This window comes from Lawsonia intracellularis PHE/MN1-00 (assembly GCF_000055945.1).
Lineage (GTDB): Bacteria > Desulfobacterota > Desulfovibrionia > Desulfovibrionales > Desulfovibrionaceae > Bilophila > Bilophila intracellularis.
The window spans coordinates 1,273,967-1,293,208 of sequence record NC_008011.1 but is presented as its reverse complement, the minus strand read 5'-3'; the positions used below and the strand labels follow the sequence as shown (position 1 = coordinate 1,293,208).

The following is a 19,242-nucleotide window of genomic DNA, read 5'->3' as shown; positions in this document are numbered from 1 at the left end:
TAATCTCTATCCATTTTTACTTATTTATATAGTTAAGTTATATTAACAAATATAATCTATTTTGTTTTTATAACTAGTTAGTAAAACTAGTGTTCAATCATTCTTGGTTCAATAAAACTCATGCTTCCAAGATAGTTACCAACCATTCTTGAATTAATACCCTTCAAGTAAGGTGCCGTAGGTTTTTCTACTCCTTTATAGTTAAAAGATACAATAAATGCGGTAATAGCACGCTGTTGAAATGCTTGTATCTCAGGATTTGTTACAGAAAGCTTTGTAGTTTCTGACAAATTGCTTGGTAATGGTTCTCTATATTCAAGAATAATTTTTGCTTTATTAAAAAAAGCTCTATAAGCATAACGCTGTACAAGCCAATAAATTGAAGCTAAACGTTCCTGTGGGGCAACAAGAATAGTAAATGGATCCTTTGCTCCATTAATAATATGTGTAGAGCCTTCAAAATTATGTCCATCAAAGGATTCATAAGAAGTTACTGGACTATCTACCATATTAAAGGATAGGGGATCCCATTGCCAGTTATTGGGAGTAAAGCTTAATGTAGAAATAGCCATAGGGCTGTTTTCATTTACACCATAAACAGCGATAAATGTCACAGGAAACTGATAACCATAATCTGTATATAAATATGGTGTAATTTGCCCTGCAGTCAACATAGGCATTTTTACAGTTACAGATAAAGAAGGTTGAGCATCTGATACCAACGTTTCACCAGTAAAGCCTCTAAAAAGAGAACCACATGCCAATAATTGTGTCATACAAACTGACAATACTACCCATTGAATGATCCTTGAGTTCATCATACTACTTTTCCTTTTTAGATTCCTTACTAATCAAAATATAATGCTTTAAAATTTATTTACTCTTCCTTACACTCTATCTAAATGAAAAACTTTAGACAATATAGCTATAATAATAATAATAATAAAATAAGCCAAGCATATCTTACTACTGTTTGGCTTATTTTATATTATAAATGTTGTACTTTAATCAAAAAATTATGTTATAATATTAAGATGTTGACCTATTCCATTTTGTTTCATGACTTCTATACGTAATAGATTATTATCTCCACTTGGAGCTATAGACTGCACGCTAGCAGCACCAGCCATCAATTGATTAACAGCATTTGACTGAATGCTTAACGCATTTTTAAGTCCATACGTAGCAAAACTTACTCCCTCCACATATTCCTCCTTAAACTATATCATTACCTTTATCCAAAAAGTAGCTATCAATAAAAAACTATCCCTTAAAAATATTCCAATTTTACTATTAGTAATATATGATAACTGCAAAAATACTAACAAACTAATCGGTCTATATAAAAAAAAGTTTAGAGCAAAAACCTTAATAACTTATTAAGGTTTATTAATAAAAAATATAGTAATAGACTTTAATAGGGTTGCAGAACCTTTCTAGCTTCTTTACTATGTTCACCATGAAAACTTTATTTTTATTAATTGTACCAAGATAAAAACAATAAAGTTTCTAAGGAAAAATCTTTAAGGAGTAGTTATGACTGACCATACCCCTCTTCAACCAAAACATGAAATAACAGATCAAGCTGATCAAGATACATCGGCTGAAATGCTTGTTGAAGAAGAAGATAAAAAAGAAATTGGACCTAATTATATTACTGAAGAGGAAGCTCAGGAAATACGTCTTCGTGCGCTTGCTGAAATGGAAAATTTCAAAAAACGTCTTCAAAAAGATCATGATGAACAAATACGTTATGCTATAGATAATCTTCTTACAGACATGTTACCTGTCCTAGATAGTCTTGACCTTGCTATACAATATGGAAGTAATGACGATGCATGTAAAGATATCTTAATGGGTGTTTCTATGACTCGAAAACTATTCCTTGATACACTCAAACAATATGGCGTAACAGTATTGGGTGAAATAAATGAGCCATTTAATCCAGAACTTCATGAGGCTATTGCACATGAGGAGCGTGAAGATATCCCTGAAGGACATGTAAGTACTCTTCACCAAAGAGGATACCAATTATATGAACGTTTACTTAGACCTGCAAAAGTTTCTGTAAGTTCAAACAAAAATAACAGTAATACAAATAAATAAATAAATATTAACTTTTTTCTTACAGTGAGGAATACAGATAACTAAAAGTTAAAACTATAATAAATTACAGTCTAACTACTTTAACTATAATATATAGATATGGATAAGAACATGGTTATTGTATTATATTTAACTAATAAAATAGTGTGAATATGTTGCAAAATACAACACATTTACCAGGTAAAGATGACCTACCCCCCTCTGCTAATATAACATTATTTAGGCAGACATTAGAAATCAGCTTTAGTGGTAACTGGCAACTTAACCAACCTATTCCTGATGCAACAAGATTTGCTTCTCAACTTAACTATCCTGTAGTTAAAGAACTATATCTCAAAACTAATAGTCTTGGCATATGGGACAGTAGTCTTATTGCATTTATAAAAACACTTATTAATAAAGCTCAATCACAACAGATAACTATTAATGATCATGAACTTCCTGCAGGAATAAAAAATCTTATACAGCTTGCCTTTCAAACACCTCCTAATAAAGAAGCACATAAAAAAACTACTCAAATCTCATTCCTTGAATATATTGGAGATATCACCCTATCTCTACCTAGTACCATTCAAAAAATTTTAACCTTCCTTGGAGAAATGACCCTTTCTACCAAAAGACTTATTACAGGCCATTCTGACTGCAGTTCAACAAATATTTGGCGTTGTATGCAACAAGCAGGAGTTGAAGCATTACCTATTGTTTCACTTATTAGTCTTCTTGTTGGACTTATCCTTGCATTTGTTGGAGTCATACAATTACGAATGTTTGGTGCAGAAATTTATGTATCTAGCTTAGTGGCAATAGGAATGACACGTATTATGGGTGCTGTTATGACAGGTGTTATCCTCTCTGGAAGGACTGGCGCGTCATATGCAGCTACTATTGGAACAATGAATGTGAATGAAGAAATTGATGCACTCATGACGTTTGGTATCCGCCCCTCAGATTTTCTAGTTATGCCTCGACTTATTGCTCTAACAACTATGACACCTTTGCTTGTTGTTTATTCAGATTTTATGGGAATGCTTGGAGGTTTTATTGTTGGAGTAGGAGTACTTGGTATTGAGCCATTAGAATATATAAACTTTACCCAAAAAGGCTTTGCATTAAAAAATCTTTGGGTTGGTATTATACATGGTATAGCATTTGGAATCATTATTGCTATAACAGGTTGCTATCAAGGATTAAATAGTGGGAAAAATGCATCTGCAGTTGGTTTAGCAACAACTTCAGCAGTAGTATATTCAATTGTAGGTATTGTCATTGCAACAGCTTGTTTAACCATTATATTTAATATATTTAATATATGAGCCTTATATGAATACTACAAATGAACCACTCATTACAGTCAAAAACCTTACTATTGCATATGATGACTATATTGTTCAAAAAAATCTTACTTTCACAATAAACAAACAAGATATTTTTATTATTATGGGACCAAGTGGTTGTGGAAAAAGCTCTTTATTACGGGCTTTAGTAGGACTTCATAGACCATCAGTAGGTAATGTATACTATAATAACGTAGACTTTTGGGCATTAACAGAAGAAAAAAGACTTGAACAACTTCATAATATTGGACTTCTTTTTCAAAGTGGTGCCCTGTGGACATCTATGACTCTTGCAGAAAATATTGCTCTCCCATTAGAACGTTATACCAAACTGTCTATAGCAGAAATTCAGGAACAAGTATCTTTAAAACTTTCTTTAGTAGGTCTATCTGGGTTTGAAAACTACTATCCATCTGAACTCAGTGGTGGAATGAAAAAACGTGCAGGACTTGCAAGAGCACTAGCTATAGACCCAAAAATTGTTTTTTTTGATGAACCATCAGCAGGTCTTGATCCTATTAGTGCAGGAATGCTTGATGAGTTAATTGTAGAACTTACAAGTAACCTCACTATGACTGTCATTATTGTTACACATGATTTAGATACTATTTTATCTATTGGTACTAATAGCATTTTCTTAGACACTGCAACACACACTATACTTGCTCAAGGAGATCCTAAACAACTCAAAGAAAATACTCATCAGCCAGAAGTCATCCGATTTCTCACAAGAGGGAAGCAACCTACACAATATACTCTAGGATCTCCACTATGAGTCATCAAGTCAGTAAAACTCTTATTGGAGCATTTGTTGCTGGCTCTATTTTACTTCTTATTATAGCTATAATTTTTTTTGGCTCAGTTAAACTTTTTAATAGCACAGCTACATTTGTCATGTTTTTTGATAAATCTATAAGTGGATTGTCACCTGGTTCCCCTGTTGTCTTTATGGGTGTTCCTGTTGGTCGAGTTATTGACATTAAAGTCGACAAAATATCCAATGATATAGGTTTTACAATTCCTGTATATGTTGAACTTTATGAAAATACACATACAATATTTATAAAACATAACTTACCTCAAGAAGAGGAAGAAGAAACAGAGTATCTTAATAACCTAATAAAACAAGGATTAAGAGCAAGTTTAGCACAGCAAAGTTTACTTACAGGTCAACTAATGATTGAACTAAATTTTATTACACCAGAATCACAAATGGACACAACACATGTTGTTTTTTATAAAGGTACACCTGTTATCCCAACTGTACCTTCAAAGCTAGACAACATTCTTAAAGAGTTAACTAGTTTGCCTCTAGACAAAATTTCAGGAAATATCTTAGAAATCACAAATAGCCTCAAGATACTTCTTAATACACCTGAGACACCTAACATTATTCCACAACTATCCAATTTTTTACATCAGGGGCTAGCAGCTGTAGCAGAATTTAATCAATCTCTTATTGATATACGAAAGGCAAGTAAAAAATATGGTACAATGGTTGAAGGGCTTAATACAGAACTCTCCCTTACCTTAAAAGAAGCAACAAAATCTTTTCAAACAATTAACAATACAACAGAACGATTACTTGGTAATAATAGCCCTACACTTTTAGACATCCATCATATGTTACAGGAAGTCTCAAAAGCTGCAAAAGCTATACGTATTCTTGCAAACATGCTGGAAAGAAATCCTGAAGTCCTTATAAGAGGAAAAGGTATTAATCAAAAATGAATATGTTATTTCAATGCCTCCTTATAATCTTACTATTACTCCCTGGATGTGGACTATTATATAGAAGTCCAATACCTACATATTATGTTCTCCAACCATCTATAAAATTAACTCAACTTCTTACTTCTAAACATGATATCACAGGACCAATTGTTGCAATAGACACTATAACTATCCCTGGCTATCTTGATCAACCACAAATTTTTATACGAGAAGGAGAAGCAACAGTTGTCCAATTCGCTGAACTCCATAGATGGAGTGAGTCTCTAGCTGAAGGTATTAATCGTGTATTACAACAAGCTATCTCTAATGTTTTAGCACCAATAAATGGATTAGCTGTTGGTCCAAACTCAATGATAAAGCCAGATTGGATATTAACTGTAAACATTTTTCAGTTTGATGGCGCCCCTAATAATGAAGTGATACTAGATGCTATTTGGACACTTTCATCAAGCACACATAAAATTTCTCACACAGGACGTTTTACAAAAAAACTTATGACAGGTCCAAGTATTACAGATATGGTTATAACAGAGGGAATCCTACTTGAACAACTAGGAACATTTGTTGGCGATGAAATTCGTAGCCATTTACCTTATGAACTTCTAAAAGAATAACTGGATTATAAAGGTTACTAACTTTATGTGATTGCCATTAAGGGAAACATATAAAACTTATTTCATACATGGAGGCCCCTTATGCAAATAACAATTTTAAGTGGTAAAGAAACTAATCCTGGGGATAACCCTTGGACTCCTCTGGAAGCCTTAGGGAAACTTACTGTTTATGATCTTACAAAACCTGAACAAACCGTTGAACGTGCTAAAGATGCAGATATACTACTTGTAGGTAGAGATATACTAACAACTGAACACATTGAAGAGCTACCAAAACTTAAATGTATTGGTGTATTAGGAACAGGTTATAATCAAATTGATATTGAAACTGCTGGTAAACGTGGTATCCCTGTTATAAATGTAACAGCTTATGGTGTTGATGCAGTTGCACAACATGCATTTGCATTACTCCTTGAGTTATGTCGACATACAGCAGCTCTTGATCAAGCAATTAGAAATGGTGCATGGTCAAGCCCTGACTGGGCTCCTTGGAAATATCCACAAGTAGAACTTACCTATAAATGTTTTGGTATTATAGGCTATGGTAATATCGGCCAAAAAGCTGGATACATTGCTCATGGATTTGACATGAGTGTTCTTGCTTATGATGAAAGACCTGTACAACCACCTTCATATACCCCTTTTTCTTTCGCTGATCTTGATGAAGTTTTCAAAAATGCTGATGTTCTTAGCCTCCATTGTCCACTCACAGAAGACAACTTTCACCTTGTCAATAAAAAACGTATTGAAACTATGAAAGACGGTGCTATTATTATTAATGTAGCTAGAGGCGCATTACTTGATGAGCAAGCTGTAGCAGATGCTCTTATTTCAGGGAAACTTGGAGGTCTTGGATCTGATGCTTTTGTTGACGAACCTATTAACCTTAATAACCCACTATTATCTGCTCCTAATACTGTCTTTACTCCCCATATTGCATGGGAATCTGTTGAAGCACGGAGAAATATTGTACGAATTCTTGCTGAAAATCTTAAAGCATGGATGGATGGTAAACCACAATCTGTTGTGAATACAGAGTACTTAGTCAAATAACAATTTTTATTTAATTTTAACTGCAATTTTATATCTTTCTTTTCTTTTTATTTATAATGACCATCTACTATTAAGATGGTCATTATACTTTTTATTATTCTAATTTTATAGTTATAGGTTATGAATATTATAATATATATTAACTAAAAATAAAAAAATAATGTTACTATATTATACTATGATTAATATTATTTTAACTAGTTAAAATAATATTAATATATATATATGTAATAGCTTATTATATTTTTATATAAAATATAATAAAATTAAACTTAATATATTAATATACCATATTGATAATATAGCTATAATATAACAGCTAATAATGTATAATCTAACAAGTGAATCATCATGGGAGGTTATATGCGAGGAGTTACATCACGTATTAGTAACAGTAGTAGTACTCAACACATTGTAGAAACACATTTCAAAGAAACTAATACTGATAGCTCAAGTCAATTTGGACAAACAAAAATGAATTCAAGTGGTACTAGACGTATTATTCTTGCTGCATTAACATTAGGTATTTCTGAAGCTGTAAGAGCTATTAGCTCTTATTGTACAAAAAGCTCTGAACATCAAGGAGCTCAAGTTGCAGAGAAAGAAAGCCCTAGATTACGTGCTCGTGAAGGAACTCCACTAAATGAAGCTGCTAGACGCCACAATTATGGAGTAATACATAGCACAATAGACCCTAAACAAGACTCCCCTTTTCCAGAAGCTATCCAAAATGCTATGGTAAGTGCACAAGAATATCTTAAACCTATAGTTACTCCCGGACATGAAGACATTCTTACACGAAGCTTAACTACTCTTCAAATGAGACTTCATGAAATTCCTGAACCATTTACAAGTCAATCATTTGAACTAGAGCTTACAAAAGAAATAAAACTTACTATTCTCAAAAATTCATTCTCAGACAGTTTAATACAAGAATTACAACAAAGAAAAGTTCCACCTCAACCAGAATTTATTTCGCAACTCAGAACAATAGAAACACCAGTACTCACCAACATTTCTAATATGCCGAAAGAAGAAATACCAGAGGCAATGAATAAGCTTATCTTAAAGTCAGCAGCAACAATACATAACGCTCATAATTCTAAACAAGCTCGCGAAGAGTCATTATCTATCTATCAGCATGTTATTACATCTAGATATAATATATCTGAGCAAGAAGCTAAAAAAGATAACGGCTATAAAATGCTTGAAACTAGATTGATGGAGTGTAGTACAGAACTCCAAGATGCTGAAAAAGCAAAACATCCTGAATATCCTGTAGTACCTTTACGTACATACCAAGAAGCATTTATTGAAGTTACTGCTCCATTTTTAGCAATATTTGGTGTTACAGAAACAAAATTCTAACTCTTCTTAACTTACTATGATATCATAGTTATATGAGTAGATGGCTAAATAAATTAATAGCATTAATAGCATCTATAATTAATTATGAAAGTAATAATATACTATATAACCTAATATAACAATTAGTATAATTTTATAATTTTCAGCTTGATTATAAAGTAATAAATAAAGGAAGTATAAAAAATGCTTAGAAGAACTCATTATTCTTTCATTATATTTACCTTCTAACTTCTCTGTATTAAAAGTATATGTATATACATTGACAAAATAAAAGTTAGATATATTGTATAAGTATCTTGCTACAAATTATATACACTAGTTAACTTCTAATCATATATCTTAAGCTTAATTATTCCTTATATTACATAAATAAGGTCACTCCTTTTTTCTAATATCTAAAATTAGGTATGTTTTTTGACAACCATCCTCTAAAAAGGAATATATCATGTCAGCCGTCTCTACTATATCTAATGGTGCTATAGTCAGTGGAACAGACAAAAATTCGAAAACTCCCACACAACAAAGTAAAAATCGCTCACATGGTATCCCTCGAATCCTATTAGGGATAGTTACACTAGGTATTTCTGAACTTGTACTAGCTATTCATTCTTATTATACAAGAAAAGCTCAAGCTCAACCACCTCAAGCTATGAGAACACCACTTAATGGTGTTAGACACCAAAATTATAAAATAATATGTAGTTCACTTGAGTCTAAAACATCACCTTTTCCAGAAGCTATACAAAATGCTATATTAGATGCTCAAGACTGTCTTAAACCTATAATTACTTCTGTAGATGAAAATATATTAAAACAAAGCCTAAGTGGACTTCAAATGAGACTTCATGAATTTCCTGAGCCATTTACAAGTCAATCATTTGAATTAGAACTTACAAAAGAAATAAAATTCAATCTTGTCAAAAACTTATTCTCAAAAACTTTAATAGAAAGATTACAACAAGAAGGTATTTCTGAACCTCCAACAGAGTGTATATCACAGATGTGCACAGTAGAAACATCTACGTTAAAACAAATTTCTACAATGCCAAAAGAAAAAATTTCAGAAGCAATGAATAAACTTATCTTAAAGTCAACAGCAATAATACTAAGCAATGATAATGCTAAACAAGCTCGTAAAAAAGTATTAGAAGACTTAAAACTAGATCTTATAACTCAATACAGTATATCTGAACAAGAAGCCAAAGAGCATAGTAAATATAAAGAACTTTCAACTAAACTAGTAAAGTGTTGTACAGAGCTCCAAGATGCTAAACAAGCAGAACATCCTGGTGAATATCCTGTAGTGACTGTTGATATGTATCAAGACGCCTTTCTTAAATTCAATCAATCATTTTTATCATCTTTGATGTAGCTCATAAACAAAACTAAACTTAATTGTCCAACTAGAGGTTATCCTATTATCAACACTAACTTGCTATAAATTATATGCATTATAGGCAATCTTTTCTGTTTTTACCATCTAAAATTAGGTATGGTTTTCCGTCGTCCATGCTTCTTTAAAAGGAATCTATCATGCCTGCCTTTCCTACTATATTTGGTGGTCCTATAGTCAGTGGAATAGAAAGAAGTTCACGTATCCCCACACAAAAAAATACAACTAATCGGCCATGTGGTATCCCTCGAATTCTATTAGGAATAGCCACACTAGGTATTTCTGAACTTGTAACTGCTGTACAAAACTTTCGTACAGCCAAGCAGTTATCATCCCCAGATGTTCAGAGGAATATAATACGGCTCTATAACTATAATGTTGTTGACTCCATGACTAATCCATATCAAGAGTCTACATTTCCTGGAGCTATGCATGAGGCTTTGGCTTTGGCTTGTAGTGATTTACGAAAATATGGATTTAAACCTGATGTTCAAAAACACTTATCACATAGTCTAAAAACACTCAAAATGAATACTCCTCAAATGAAAGAAAAGTTAACCTATGAGTTAATGGTTATGTATCTTAGTCAAGAGATAAAGTATCACTGTCTTGAAGAGATAGTTTCATCTTTAATACAATCTAAACTAAGCTCTATAAATCCAGTGACTGGATGCTTAGAATCAGTAGATGAACAGCTTATAAAATATATTATAGAATCAAGAGGAAAACAAACTCTATATAAACTAGCTGCTCTTCCTTCTCCAAATAAAAGATCAGAAAAAATGAAACTAGGAGATTCAGTTGTTCAAGTCACTGAAAATCTTGGGAATCAATTACAAAACATGTTAAATTCAACTTATGTTTTAAATAGAATAAAAGAAAAAATCTGTACTCTTCTTATCACCTCAGGTCAGTATACTGAAGAAGATGTAAGACAATCTAAACTATATAAAGATACTGCTAATAACTGTAGAATTACATTAGATATGGATGACCACAAAATAAGAAGAGAGCATAGAAATAACACTCCACGAAAGTCTGTTGAGGACTACCAAAAATTATTGTCTTCAGAAATCACTATGCTTCAACGTCAACTACAAACGTATAACTCATCTAGCCATAATAATAGTAATAGTAGTATAGTGAGTACTAGTATTTAATAAAAATAAATTCATACTATACTAATAATATATAACTAACTATTTTACAAGATACTTAACAACAACTTATTTTATAGTAGTACAAAATTATAATACATGTACCTACTTAGTACATACATTTTGTTAGTGACTATCATTACCATAATTATATAATATTCATATAAGTACTAAAAATAAAGTCCTTAGTATTAATAATAGAACTTCATTATAACTTAATTAAAATTTATGAGGGACTGATATATGATTATAGAACATTCTCCATATACACAAGGCCCTACAGTAGCCACTGATAGGAATCTGTCATCTACACAACAAAATCAAAGAAGATGGCCACAAGGTATTTCTCGAGTCTTATTAGCAATAGTAACTTTAGGGGTATCTGAGGCAGTCTTTGCAATACAAAGTTATTGTGCACAAAGAAACCAAAATCAACAACCTAGAGTAAACCAAACCCAAGCACGACAGTATAACAAAAAGCTATTAGAAGATATGTGTAATCCAAATAAAGAATTTCCTTACCCTAATGCTATTGAAAATGCTGTACAAAAAGTTGAAGAAGAACTTGGTTCTTATTCTGAAGATTCACCTGAAGATATTTTAGAAAAAGCTTTGAAAGCATTGAAGCCTGAAGTGCTTCAATTACCAACATGCTTAGATGAAGAAGTTTTTACAACAATATTTATACAAAAATTAAAAGAACTCCTTCTCCAAAAAGTACTTATAGAGGAGGTAAAGATAGAATGTGACAACAGAGGCATACCAGTATCAAGTACATCCCTCTTGATATTAACAGGAGAAAAGCCTGAATTAGACATATCTGGCTGTATATCAGAAAATGAAACTAAATTAAAAGTAGAGCAAGCTGTATCAAAACTAGCTAATACAATAGAAAATAAACATAATTCGGACAAAGCAATACAAAATGCTTCTATTAAGCTCAAAAATTTGATTGCTAATAAAACAGGAATACGTTCATTTCTTGTATCAACCCATTGTAACTACAAAAAATTATGTGAAAATTATAAATTAGCTACAATAGTATTAGAATCTACTATTAAAACAAAACACACAGAAAATAATGTACCTGTTATACCAGCTATCCTCTTTGAAAAGCTAGCAGAAGAACTATGCAAAGAGCAAATACAAGATTTTGAAAATCAGAATCATACCCAAATCTCTTCAGCTCAACAACAATACAGACCAAAAACTCGTCAAGAACGTATTGAGTATCTCAAACAGTCAGAAAAAAAAGCTCGAGAAAAAATTGATGCAGAGAGAGCTGCTACTCTTGTAGGAGCTACTTCAAGAAGGACTGATTCCATACAATCAAGATATGAAGAGTTAGTAAAAAAACTCCTTTCAGAATTAGAACAACAAGTAACATAAACAAATTAAAGTAAAATAAAAAATAGCGTCAAAATTGATTGTTACATTTTTACTAGCTTAAAAAACGTAATCTTATAAAGACATTAGTAAATAACCCATAAATATCAATAAGTAATTATTCAATATCTATTAGAAAATTATTATTTTCTCTTTAACTATGAAGCTAAAAAGCTTCTTAAAAGAACAGAAAACAGTTGATCTGATATATTATATCAATGCAACTGTTTTTTGTTTTATTATTTCTATGTTATGAATTTAATATACATATTAACTATTATATAATTATATATGTTATGAATTATTACAAATATAATATATAATATATTACATAATTTTTATTAAATTTAATATTTTATTTTTATATAAATATTATTAACTATATTATAATAATATATATTTGTTGACAAAATATAGTTATGTTATAGTTTATATATAAAATTTTTACGTAGTAATACATAAATATAGCACAAAAGTAACTATAAATAAGGAATATATTTATATGTTAACACTCCCAACTGTTTTTATCGGCAGTCCTATTATTAGTGATATAGATAAGCCTCCATTTATTACTACTCGACAACAGACTTTAACTACACCCTCTAACTCTTCAAAATACTTACATCGTATTTGCTTAAGCTTAATAACATTAGGTATATATGAACTTATTAAAGTTACTTGTAGTATATTTAATAGTAAATCAAAATCATCTTTTTTTTCTATGGAAAAAGATGAATATTCTGACTACGGCTATCATATATTACAACCTCTCTCTGAAGAAAAAACACTACTCCCTAATAACATAAAAAGAACAATGGAGAATATACAAAATAGTTTTACTGCTACTACAAATACTGCTCCCTTACCTCTTGCTAAATATGGTCTAGAAATACCTCAAACAAAAACTAACCTTACAAAAGAAAATATTATAAAAAAACTTATTCAAGAACTAAAACTAATTATCATTAAAGAAAAAATTTTATCTGACTTGCATAATGAGTTAAAAAATAAAAATATCTATATAGACGAAATAGATAAATCTTACTTGCTTCATACAGAACATACAAAAATTGTTTCATTAGCTCTCAACCCTGACTATACTATGTCAAAAGAAATAAAACAGTTAGTTTACAAATTAATTAAATATATTGAAACTAAATATAATCATATAATTAATTATAATAATTAATCTTTATTAATACTATACTATTACATATTTCCCTCAACACGCTTTAGATATTTATGATTTAATAGGTAGCTAACATATACTATAGGATTGCTATAGGTTTTATGTAAATAACGTAATATTATACAAGAGAATAGATTCAACAACAACAACAACCTAAATATAGGTATCAAAAAAATAGAAAGATATAATTGAGTATAACAATAGTTCTTAATCTATTGATAAAGAAAGGATTAAATATTTTTATAGAATAATATTTGAATGAGCTCTATATAACGTTGTGCACATATAACCTAAAAATATAAGGGGATATGCTTATGCCAATGCTTCCTGTACGTTTCACTGGTCCTACAAATCAAACCCCTGTTGATGATAGAGAGCAACGTACCAAAGTACTTGCACAAATAGATCATCAACATCAAGCTGAACCACCTAGATCATTAGGACAAAGAATTCTTACTGCCACAGGGTTGGCTCGTGTAGGATGGGGATTAGGTACGCTAGGTTTAAGCGAATTAGCAAGAGCTCTCCATGGCTACAACACACGTGAAAGTGCTGGTGCTGCACCTAGAGCACTTGCTAATCAACAAATTCAACGTGAAAATCGTCAGCTTCTTCAACAACTCCATGATAATGTTGCAACAGGACAATTCCAATTCCCACATCAAGAAGCCGTTGAAAGTGCTATGGAAAAAGCAAAAACTGATCTTCAAGGTATAGCTAGTACAGACCCACGACATCTTCTTGGACGCTCTATATTAAGTCTCCAAAGTAAACCTAGTGCTTTTGATGAACCAATCACAGACAAAAGCCTTAGTCATTTACTTTCAAAAGAATTAAAACAAGAAATGATATTAGAAGAAGCTAATAAACAATTAAGACATGCTCTAGGCAAACGTGGACCATGGGGATATGGTGCCGATAGAGCAGGACTTTTGTCTGAACGTAGTAAGGACATAAGAGGACTAACTAATTATCCACCAGATCAAATTAATAGAGAACTAGAAAAAATTGTCAGTGAAATGGTTACTAGAGGAGAAAATTTACATAATTCTTCTGAAGCTAGGAAAAGTGCTCTTAGTGCTTATGTACAAGCTGTTATGGATAGATTCCAACTAACAAATGCACAAGTTACAGGGAACCCAGAATATAAGAAGCTAAAATTACTACTTGATGAATCAGCAGGTACGCACGAACGTCAACTAACAGCCCGCAATGGAGGACTTATGCCTCTTATATCTCAATCTTCTTATGAAGAAGCACTACATAGAACAACACAACAATTTTTAATAGAGCTAGGGGTACGTTAGTAGTTGTATCAAAATAAATGATAGTTGATTATCACTACATACCATATGCATTTCAAGTACTATGCATATAGTTATAGAATAGATAGTTATCAATCTGAAGACATAATATAAGATTAAGTAGCTAATTGTAACCTGTTGCTTTTTTTATTCTTAAAGGGAAAAAAATGCAAGTACAACTTAGAAATGTTTCAGATTCTTCTCAGAATCTTGAAAATGTACAAGCTACTGAAAACAAGCAGAAGGCTAACACACAAGATGGACAACCTCGAGTAGGTAAAGGGGCTATTCCTCGTATTATGGCTGCTCTTAATTCTGCTGTTAACTTTGTGTCAAGTACACTTCAAGAATATAAAACAGCAATTCTAACAACTACACAGTCAACAAGTGTACAACAAAATGAAATACGGCTTCAAAATAGAGATTTAATAAGTCAGATGCTTGATCCAAATCAACCACAACCCTTTCCTAATGCTATAGATAATGCTACTAAGCAAACAATTAAGGATCTTGCTGGTATCTCTCATAAAGAAGTTGGATCTATTACATCTACTGCTTTGAACAACCTTTCTATGAGTATAACAAAACTAGAAACTAAACTTACTGATGATATAATGACTTCACTGCTTACTACAGAAATGAAAAATATTTTACTAAAAGACGTTGTAGTACAAAATCTAAAAAATGAACTAGGAACAAGAGGAGTACCAAATGATGAAGGTGCAATGGCTACACTACTCATGACAAAACAATATGAGATGGGTGCATTAGCTCGTACTCCAAACGAAAATTTACAAAAAACTATAGAAAATCTTGTCACCTCTATGAGTGATAATGCTGTAACACAACGAAATTATACTCAAGCAAAAAATGAAATACAAAACACATACATTGAAGCAATAATGGTTAATAAAGATATGACTAAACAAGAAGCAAGTCAGCTTCCTGAACTTAAAGAGCTAAAGCTAAAGCTTGACCAGGCTGCACTTGAACTTGAAGAGACATACACAACAAAGAATGGTGGCCAATTACCAGAAATAAGCCTACAAGACTATAGAGAAATCTTTCAAGGAGTTGCAGCACCATATTTAAATAATATAGGTATTAATGCTACAATTCTTTAATTTTTATTTACTTCTACCTAAAAACTGGATCTATAACAAAGAATAGTAGCTAGCTCTCAAAAAGAACTAACTAAATATAAAAGATAAAGGCTAATAAATTGGAAGATAGTTATGAGTTATACCCTATAAGTAGACTGTTCTATAAAAAATAAGAAAGGTAAAAATACTATGGAAATTAACCCTATACCAATAGGAAGTATAAATATCCTAACGACTCAATCATTAACAGAATCACAGTCTACTGAAGAAGCTAAAATCGAACAGCAAAAATCATCTCAATCTAAATATGTTTTACGTACAAAAGGAATTCCACGTATTGCTTTAGCATTTCTATCATTTGGAATAACTGAAGTTGTTAGAGCAGTACAGTCCTACCAAGCCAAAAGAATTATAAGTCAAGAACCTCGTTTAAGTACCGAATTTGATCCTAGTCTATTTAAAAACAAAACAGAACGGTATAATGCAAGATTATTAAAAACTGTATTTGAAGATACTCCAAATACTTCCACCTCTGATGTCTTAAAAAATGCCATTAAAAAAGTTGAAAAAGAACTTGAGCAAAGCAGTATTAGAAAAAATCCTGATGCTCAACCTATTATAAAACGTGCATATCAACAGCTTTGGCTTACTCCTAATAAACAACATAAACTAACAGAAGAAGAACTTTCTACAATTATTAGCAAAGAAATAAAAAATATTCTTATTAAGGAACAAGTAATAAAAGAATTACAAACAGAGCTTGACACCAGAGGAGTAAAGTATGACCAAGGTTCACTTGCAGTTCTATTACAAAGGAAAGCAAAAACTATAGAAGGATTATGTTACTATTCGAATGAACGTCTATCACAGGAACTAACAAGTATTGTTATAAAAGTGGCTAACTTAGCAGAATCTTTACAAAACTACGGGAAAGCCAAACGTGAGATTAAACAACTCTACCTTGAAGTAAAAGGTATTGACATTAACAGTCAGGAGGCGATGCAAGATACCGAGCTACGAAAATTACTACTAGCCATTGATGAAAAAGCTGAACAATATGAAGCAAGAGAGACTTCAAGAAATGGTGGAGAAATGCCTGTAATACCAATTGGTGCTTATAGATATATCTTTACTCAAACAGCAGAACCATTTTTTGATACTTTAGAAACACAACATACTTAAAAGACACAAAATACTTATCTATAGCTTTATCCTATCAGTTACACCTATCTATTCTTAACCTATAGAACATACAATATTCCTTGGTTACCAAACTACTTGGCTCATTATATGCATAATATGTTATTGTAATAAAAATTATAGTAGGCTTATATATTATAATTTAACATAACCATTTATATTTTATTACTTTTTATATATAGGTATATTAGCAGCCCATAAATTAATTGCCATAAATATACTCAGCTCTGCCTAAAAAGTTGGCAAATCATACTTTTTTAGTAAAAACTAATTATACAATTACTATTATATAACTTAACTAACTAATATACTACAAGTAAAATTACAAAAATCTATATACTTAACCTATTATATATAATAAATTATAATATATTACTATGTTAAATAAATGTGAAAAATACTTCAATTGACAATCAACTATTAATTATTATGATATAGTTATATAGTAACTTTACATTATATTATCATTCTTAACTAGTACTATTTCTATCTTTATTCAATCTTACTTTATATTTTTATACCCTTTCCCTTTCAGTATCTATTTATATTATATAGATAAGTATAATACCATCTTATTATAACTTATTAAAAATAATGATGACTACTACTTAAATAAGGATAACACTATGCCTATTAGCTCAACAATACAGGGTATTTTTGATTTTTTGGGTTCATCAAGAGCTCAAAATCGACCAGACCAACCTACTACTGTTCCAACAGCAAGTTATTTCAAAATAGGTTGTCGTGTTGCTTTGGGATTTGCAACACTAGGTGTATCTGAAATAGTAAGATATGCTATCACAGCATATCAAGCCACATATGGAAATTCTACAGCAAAAGTAGAAAAACATAGAGTTCAATACTTTAATAAAGAAGTTATAGAATCTGATCTAGATCATACAAAAGACTCTAAATTCCCTGGAACTGCAATCAAAGTTTTAAACAAAACTACTCAAGAATTAAAAGAGTCAGGGATAGAAATAGAAGATCCACAGTCTACTCTGGACGAAACATTACTATATTTAAAAAAGGAGATAATAAAACTAGAAGATCGTCTTGATTCTGAACATTATTGTAAATTATTATGTGATTCTTTAAAACTTACTGCTCTCCAAAGATGTATTGAGGCTAAAGTAAAAGAAGCTTATGATAAAGATGGACGACAAGTTGAACAGTCAATATTAGAACGTGCCATAAAACGTCGGCAAAAACTTATCACTGCCTTAGGAGAAGTTCCGCCAACGCTATTAAAAGAAAGATGCAATGAGCTAGCAGATTATGTATATACCACATGCTTAAATATAGAAAAAGAAGACAGTATAATAGCTACAGTAATAGACACAGTTGCTAAAGGTCTTGCTTGGGCATTTAATCTTAATAGTTATCAAACTAATCCAACCTTACGTGAGACTGTAGGGAATGTGTTAAAAAAGGAAGCAGAAGAAACTGAACAAGAAGCACAAAAAAACAATAAGGGCCCTATTAAAGCTGTTCCTGAAGAAAAGTATAAAGAAAGACTTTCTAGCTCTGCAGATTCTTACTTTCAGTGTATTAAAGATGTTGGTATGCATTTAAGTAAGCTAGTAAAAGATAAACAAAAATGTTTTAAAATAATAACCTCTGGTTTAAAAGCATATGAAGCATTAAAAGAATCTGGCACAATAGTAGTTATATGTAATCCACTAATAACTCCTGAAGAACTAAGAAAACAACTCCCTACTCTCTATCATGAACTTGAATTATGCCTTATTACAGCTCTAGGGGAAGATGATTGGAGTGACTTATCACAACATCAAAAAGAGCTATATCTCCGTGTATTATGTGCATTACTAACCCGTAAGCATAAGATATTAGGACCCTTCTTAAAAGAAAACCAACTTCTTATAGAAGAAGTCAAAGAACAGTTAGAAGAAATTCAGCAGAGAAATAATGAAGAAGGAGAAACCTCTTCTAATGCTGATGATATATCTAGTTCTCTAACCTTAGTAAATCTATTCTTAAAGAAAAATACTATTTAGAGAAACATATCTTTAGTAAAGCTTACTATCTGATACTTCATTTTATGATTGCTTTATTTAATAAAAAAGTAAATATAACTACTATATCAATGTATAGTAATATTTAAATTATATATAAAAATTATATCTAATGATTTTAAGAAAAAATTAGTTTATAGAGAATAGTATACATTATTGATATTACAATCTGTTGTATTGAAATTATAAAAAATAATTATAAAGATATTAATTAATAAACAACAGTAATTATGTAGTATATATTACGCTTACCATTCTAATCTCT

At 31.0% G+C, this 19,242-nt stretch carries 17 protein-coding genes; 15 read left to right on the top strand and 2 right to left on the bottom strand.

Annotated elements, in window-relative coordinates; genetic code table 11:
• Positions 1-86: 86 nt before the first annotated feature.
• Both LI_RS05735 and LI_RS05730 read right to left on the bottom strand, forming a co-directional pair.
• Entirely contained in the window at positions 87-821 is a 735-nt protein-coding gene (locus LI_RS05735; RefSeq protein ID WP_011527132.1) for a DUF4851 domain-containing protein, read from the bottom strand.
• Positions 822-1,016: 195 nt separating this feature from the next.
• The gene (locus LI_RS05730) at positions 1,017-1,205 is read right to left on the bottom strand and encodes a hypothetical protein (protein WP_041817054.1); all 189 of its coding nucleotides are present in this window, start codon (positions 1,203-1,205) and stop codon (positions 1,017-1,019) included.
• A gap of 331 nt (positions 1,206-1,536) precedes the next feature.
• On the opposite strand from LI_RS05730, the gene LI_RS05725 reads away from it, so the two are divergent.
• From LI_RS05725 to LI_RS05655, 15 genes are all read left to right on the top strand, one after another.
• Entirely contained in the window at positions 1,537-2,106 is a 570-nt protein-coding gene (locus LI_RS05725; RefSeq protein ID WP_011527131.1) for a nucleotide exchange factor GrpE, read from the top strand.
• A 152-nt stretch (positions 2,107-2,258) separates the two neighbouring features.
• The gene (locus tag LI_RS05720) at positions 2,259-3,419 is read left to right on the top strand and encodes an MlaE family ABC transporter permease (protein ID WP_011527130.1); all 1,161 of its coding nucleotides are present in this window, start codon (positions 2,259-2,261) and stop codon (positions 3,417-3,419) included.
• A 7-nt stretch (positions 3,420-3,426) separates the two neighbouring features.
• Complete coding sequence (locus tag LI_RS05715; RefSeq protein WP_011527129.1) at positions 3,427-4,215, top strand: ABC transporter ATP-binding protein; 789 nt, start codon at positions 3,427-3,429, stop codon at positions 4,213-4,215.
• A complete protein-coding gene (locus LI_RS05710; RefSeq protein WP_011527128.1) occupies positions 4,212-5,171 on the top strand; it encodes an MlaD family protein in 960 nt (319 codons plus the stop codon). Before LI_RS05715 ends, LI_RS05710 begins: the two co-directional genes overlap by 4 nt.
• Positions 5,168-5,788: a PqiC family protein gene (locus LI_RS05705; protein WP_015353814.1), complete on the top strand. Its 621-nt coding sequence runs from the start codon at positions 5,168-5,170 to the stop codon at positions 5,786-5,788. The genes LI_RS05710 and LI_RS05705 overlap by 4 nt, the downstream gene beginning before the upstream one ends.
• 81 nt (positions 5,789-5,869) lie before the next feature.
• The gene (locus LI_RS05700; RefSeq protein WP_011527126.1) at positions 5,870-6,841 is read left to right on the top strand and encodes a D-2-hydroxyacid dehydrogenase; all 972 of its coding nucleotides are present in this window, start codon (positions 5,870-5,872) and stop codon (positions 6,839-6,841) included.
• 363 nt (positions 6,842-7,204) lie between these two features.
• Positions 7,205-8,209 carry a hypothetical protein gene (locus tag LI_RS05695; RefSeq protein WP_011527125.1) on the top strand — a complete coding sequence of 335 codons (1,005 nt, stop codon included), beginning with the start codon at positions 7,205-7,207 and terminating at the stop codon, positions 8,207-8,209.
• A 445-nt stretch (positions 8,210-8,654) separates the two neighbouring features.
• Complete coding sequence (locus LI_RS05690; RefSeq protein WP_011527124.1) at positions 8,655-9,581, top strand: hypothetical protein; 927 nt, start codon at positions 8,655-8,657, stop codon at positions 9,579-9,581.
• Positions 9,582-9,742: 161 nt separating this feature from the next.
• On the top strand, positions 9,743-10,762 hold the full coding sequence (locus LI_RS05685; protein WP_011527123.1) for a hypothetical protein: 1,020 nt from the start codon (positions 9,743-9,745) through the stop codon (positions 10,760-10,762).
• A gap of 240 nt (positions 10,763-11,002) precedes the next feature.
• Positions 11,003-12,148, top strand: a complete 1,146-nt coding sequence (locus LI_RS05680; protein ID WP_011527122.1) for a hypothetical protein — start codon at positions 11,003-11,005, stop codon at positions 12,146-12,148.
• A 499-nt stretch (positions 12,149-12,647) separates the two neighbouring features.
• Positions 12,648-13,334 (top strand): hypothetical protein, encoded by a 687-nt coding sequence (locus tag LI_RS05675; protein WP_011527121.1) that lies wholly within the window; start codon positions 12,648-12,650, stop codon positions 13,332-13,334.
• 314 nt (positions 13,335-13,648) lie between these two features.
• Positions 13,649-14,641 carry a PH domain-containing protein gene (locus LI_RS07635; protein ID WP_015353812.1) on the top strand — a complete coding sequence of 331 codons (993 nt, stop codon included), beginning with the start codon at positions 13,649-13,651 and terminating at the stop codon, positions 14,639-14,641.
• Positions 14,642-14,805: 164 nt separating this feature from the next.
• A complete protein-coding gene (locus LI_RS05665; protein WP_011527119.1) occupies positions 14,806-15,762 on the top strand; it encodes a hypothetical protein in 957 nt (318 codons plus the stop codon).
• Positions 15,763-15,930: 168 nt separating this feature from the next.
• Entirely contained in the window at positions 15,931-16,923 is a 993-nt protein-coding gene (locus tag LI_RS05660) for a hypothetical protein (RefSeq protein ID WP_015353811.1), read from the top strand.
• A gap of 644 nt (positions 16,924-17,567) precedes the next feature.
• Positions 17,568-18,959, top strand: a complete 1,392-nt coding sequence (locus LI_RS05655) for a hypothetical protein (RefSeq protein ID WP_011527117.1) — start codon at positions 17,568-17,570, stop codon at positions 18,957-18,959.
• Positions 18,960-19,242 lie beyond the last annotated feature (283 nt).

Excerpts from the sequence above, each read along its gene's own strand:
- LI_RS07635 (WP_015353812.1), top strand. The coding sequence starts at position 13,649 with ATGCCAATGCTTCCTGTACGTTTCACTGGTCCTACAAATCAAACCCCT.
- LI_RS05715 (WP_011527129.1), top strand. The coding sequence starts at position 3,427 with ATGAATACTACAAATGAACCACTCATTACAGTCAAAAACCTTACTATT.
- LI_RS05685 (WP_011527123.1), top strand. The coding sequence starts at position 9,743 with ATGCCTGCCTTTCCTACTATATTTGGTGGTCCTATAGTCAGTGGAATA.
- LI_RS05695 (WP_011527125.1), top strand. The coding sequence starts at position 7,205 with ATGCGAGGAGTTACATCACGTATTAGTAACAGTAGTAGTACTCAACAC.
- LI_RS05665 (WP_011527119.1), top strand. The coding sequence starts at position 14,806 with ATGCAAGTACAACTTAGAAATGTTTCAGATTCTTCTCAGAATCTTGAA.
- LI_RS05680 (WP_011527122.1), top strand. The coding sequence starts at position 11,003 with ATGATTATAGAACATTCTCCATATACACAAGGCCCTACAGTAGCCACT.
- LI_RS05710 (WP_011527128.1), top strand. The coding sequence starts at position 4,212 with ATGAGTCATCAAGTCAGTAAAACTCTTATTGGAGCATTTGTTGCTGGC.
- LI_RS05690 (WP_011527124.1), top strand. The coding sequence starts at position 8,655 with ATGTCAGCCGTCTCTACTATATCTAATGGTGCTATAGTCAGTGGAACA.
- LI_RS05725 (WP_011527131.1), top strand. The coding sequence starts at position 1,537 with ATGACTGACCATACCCCTCTTCAACCAAAACATGAAATAACAGATCAA.
- LI_RS05720 (WP_011527130.1), top strand. The coding sequence starts at position 2,259 with ATGTTGCAAAATACAACACATTTACCAGGTAAAGATGACCTACCCCCC.
- LI_RS05700 (WP_011527126.1), top strand. The coding sequence starts at position 5,870 with ATGCAAATAACAATTTTAAGTGGTAAAGAAACTAATCCTGGGGATAAC.
- LI_RS05660 (WP_015353811.1), top strand. The coding sequence starts at position 15,931 with ATGGAAATTAACCCTATACCAATAGGAAGTATAAATATCCTAACGACT.
- LI_RS05655 (WP_011527117.1), top strand. The coding sequence starts at position 17,568 with ATGCCTATTAGCTCAACAATACAGGGTATTTTTGATTTTTTGGGTTCA.
- LI_RS05705 (WP_015353814.1), top strand. The coding sequence starts at position 5,168 with ATGAATATGTTATTTCAATGCCTCCTTATAATCTTACTATTACTCCCT.
- LI_RS05735 (WP_011527132.1), bottom strand. The coding sequence starts at position 821 with ATGATGAACTCAAGGATCATTCAATGGGTAGTATTGTCAGTTTGTATG.
- LI_RS05675 (WP_011527121.1), top strand. The coding sequence starts at position 12,648 with ATGTTAACACTCCCAACTGTTTTTATCGGCAGTCCTATTATTAGTGAT.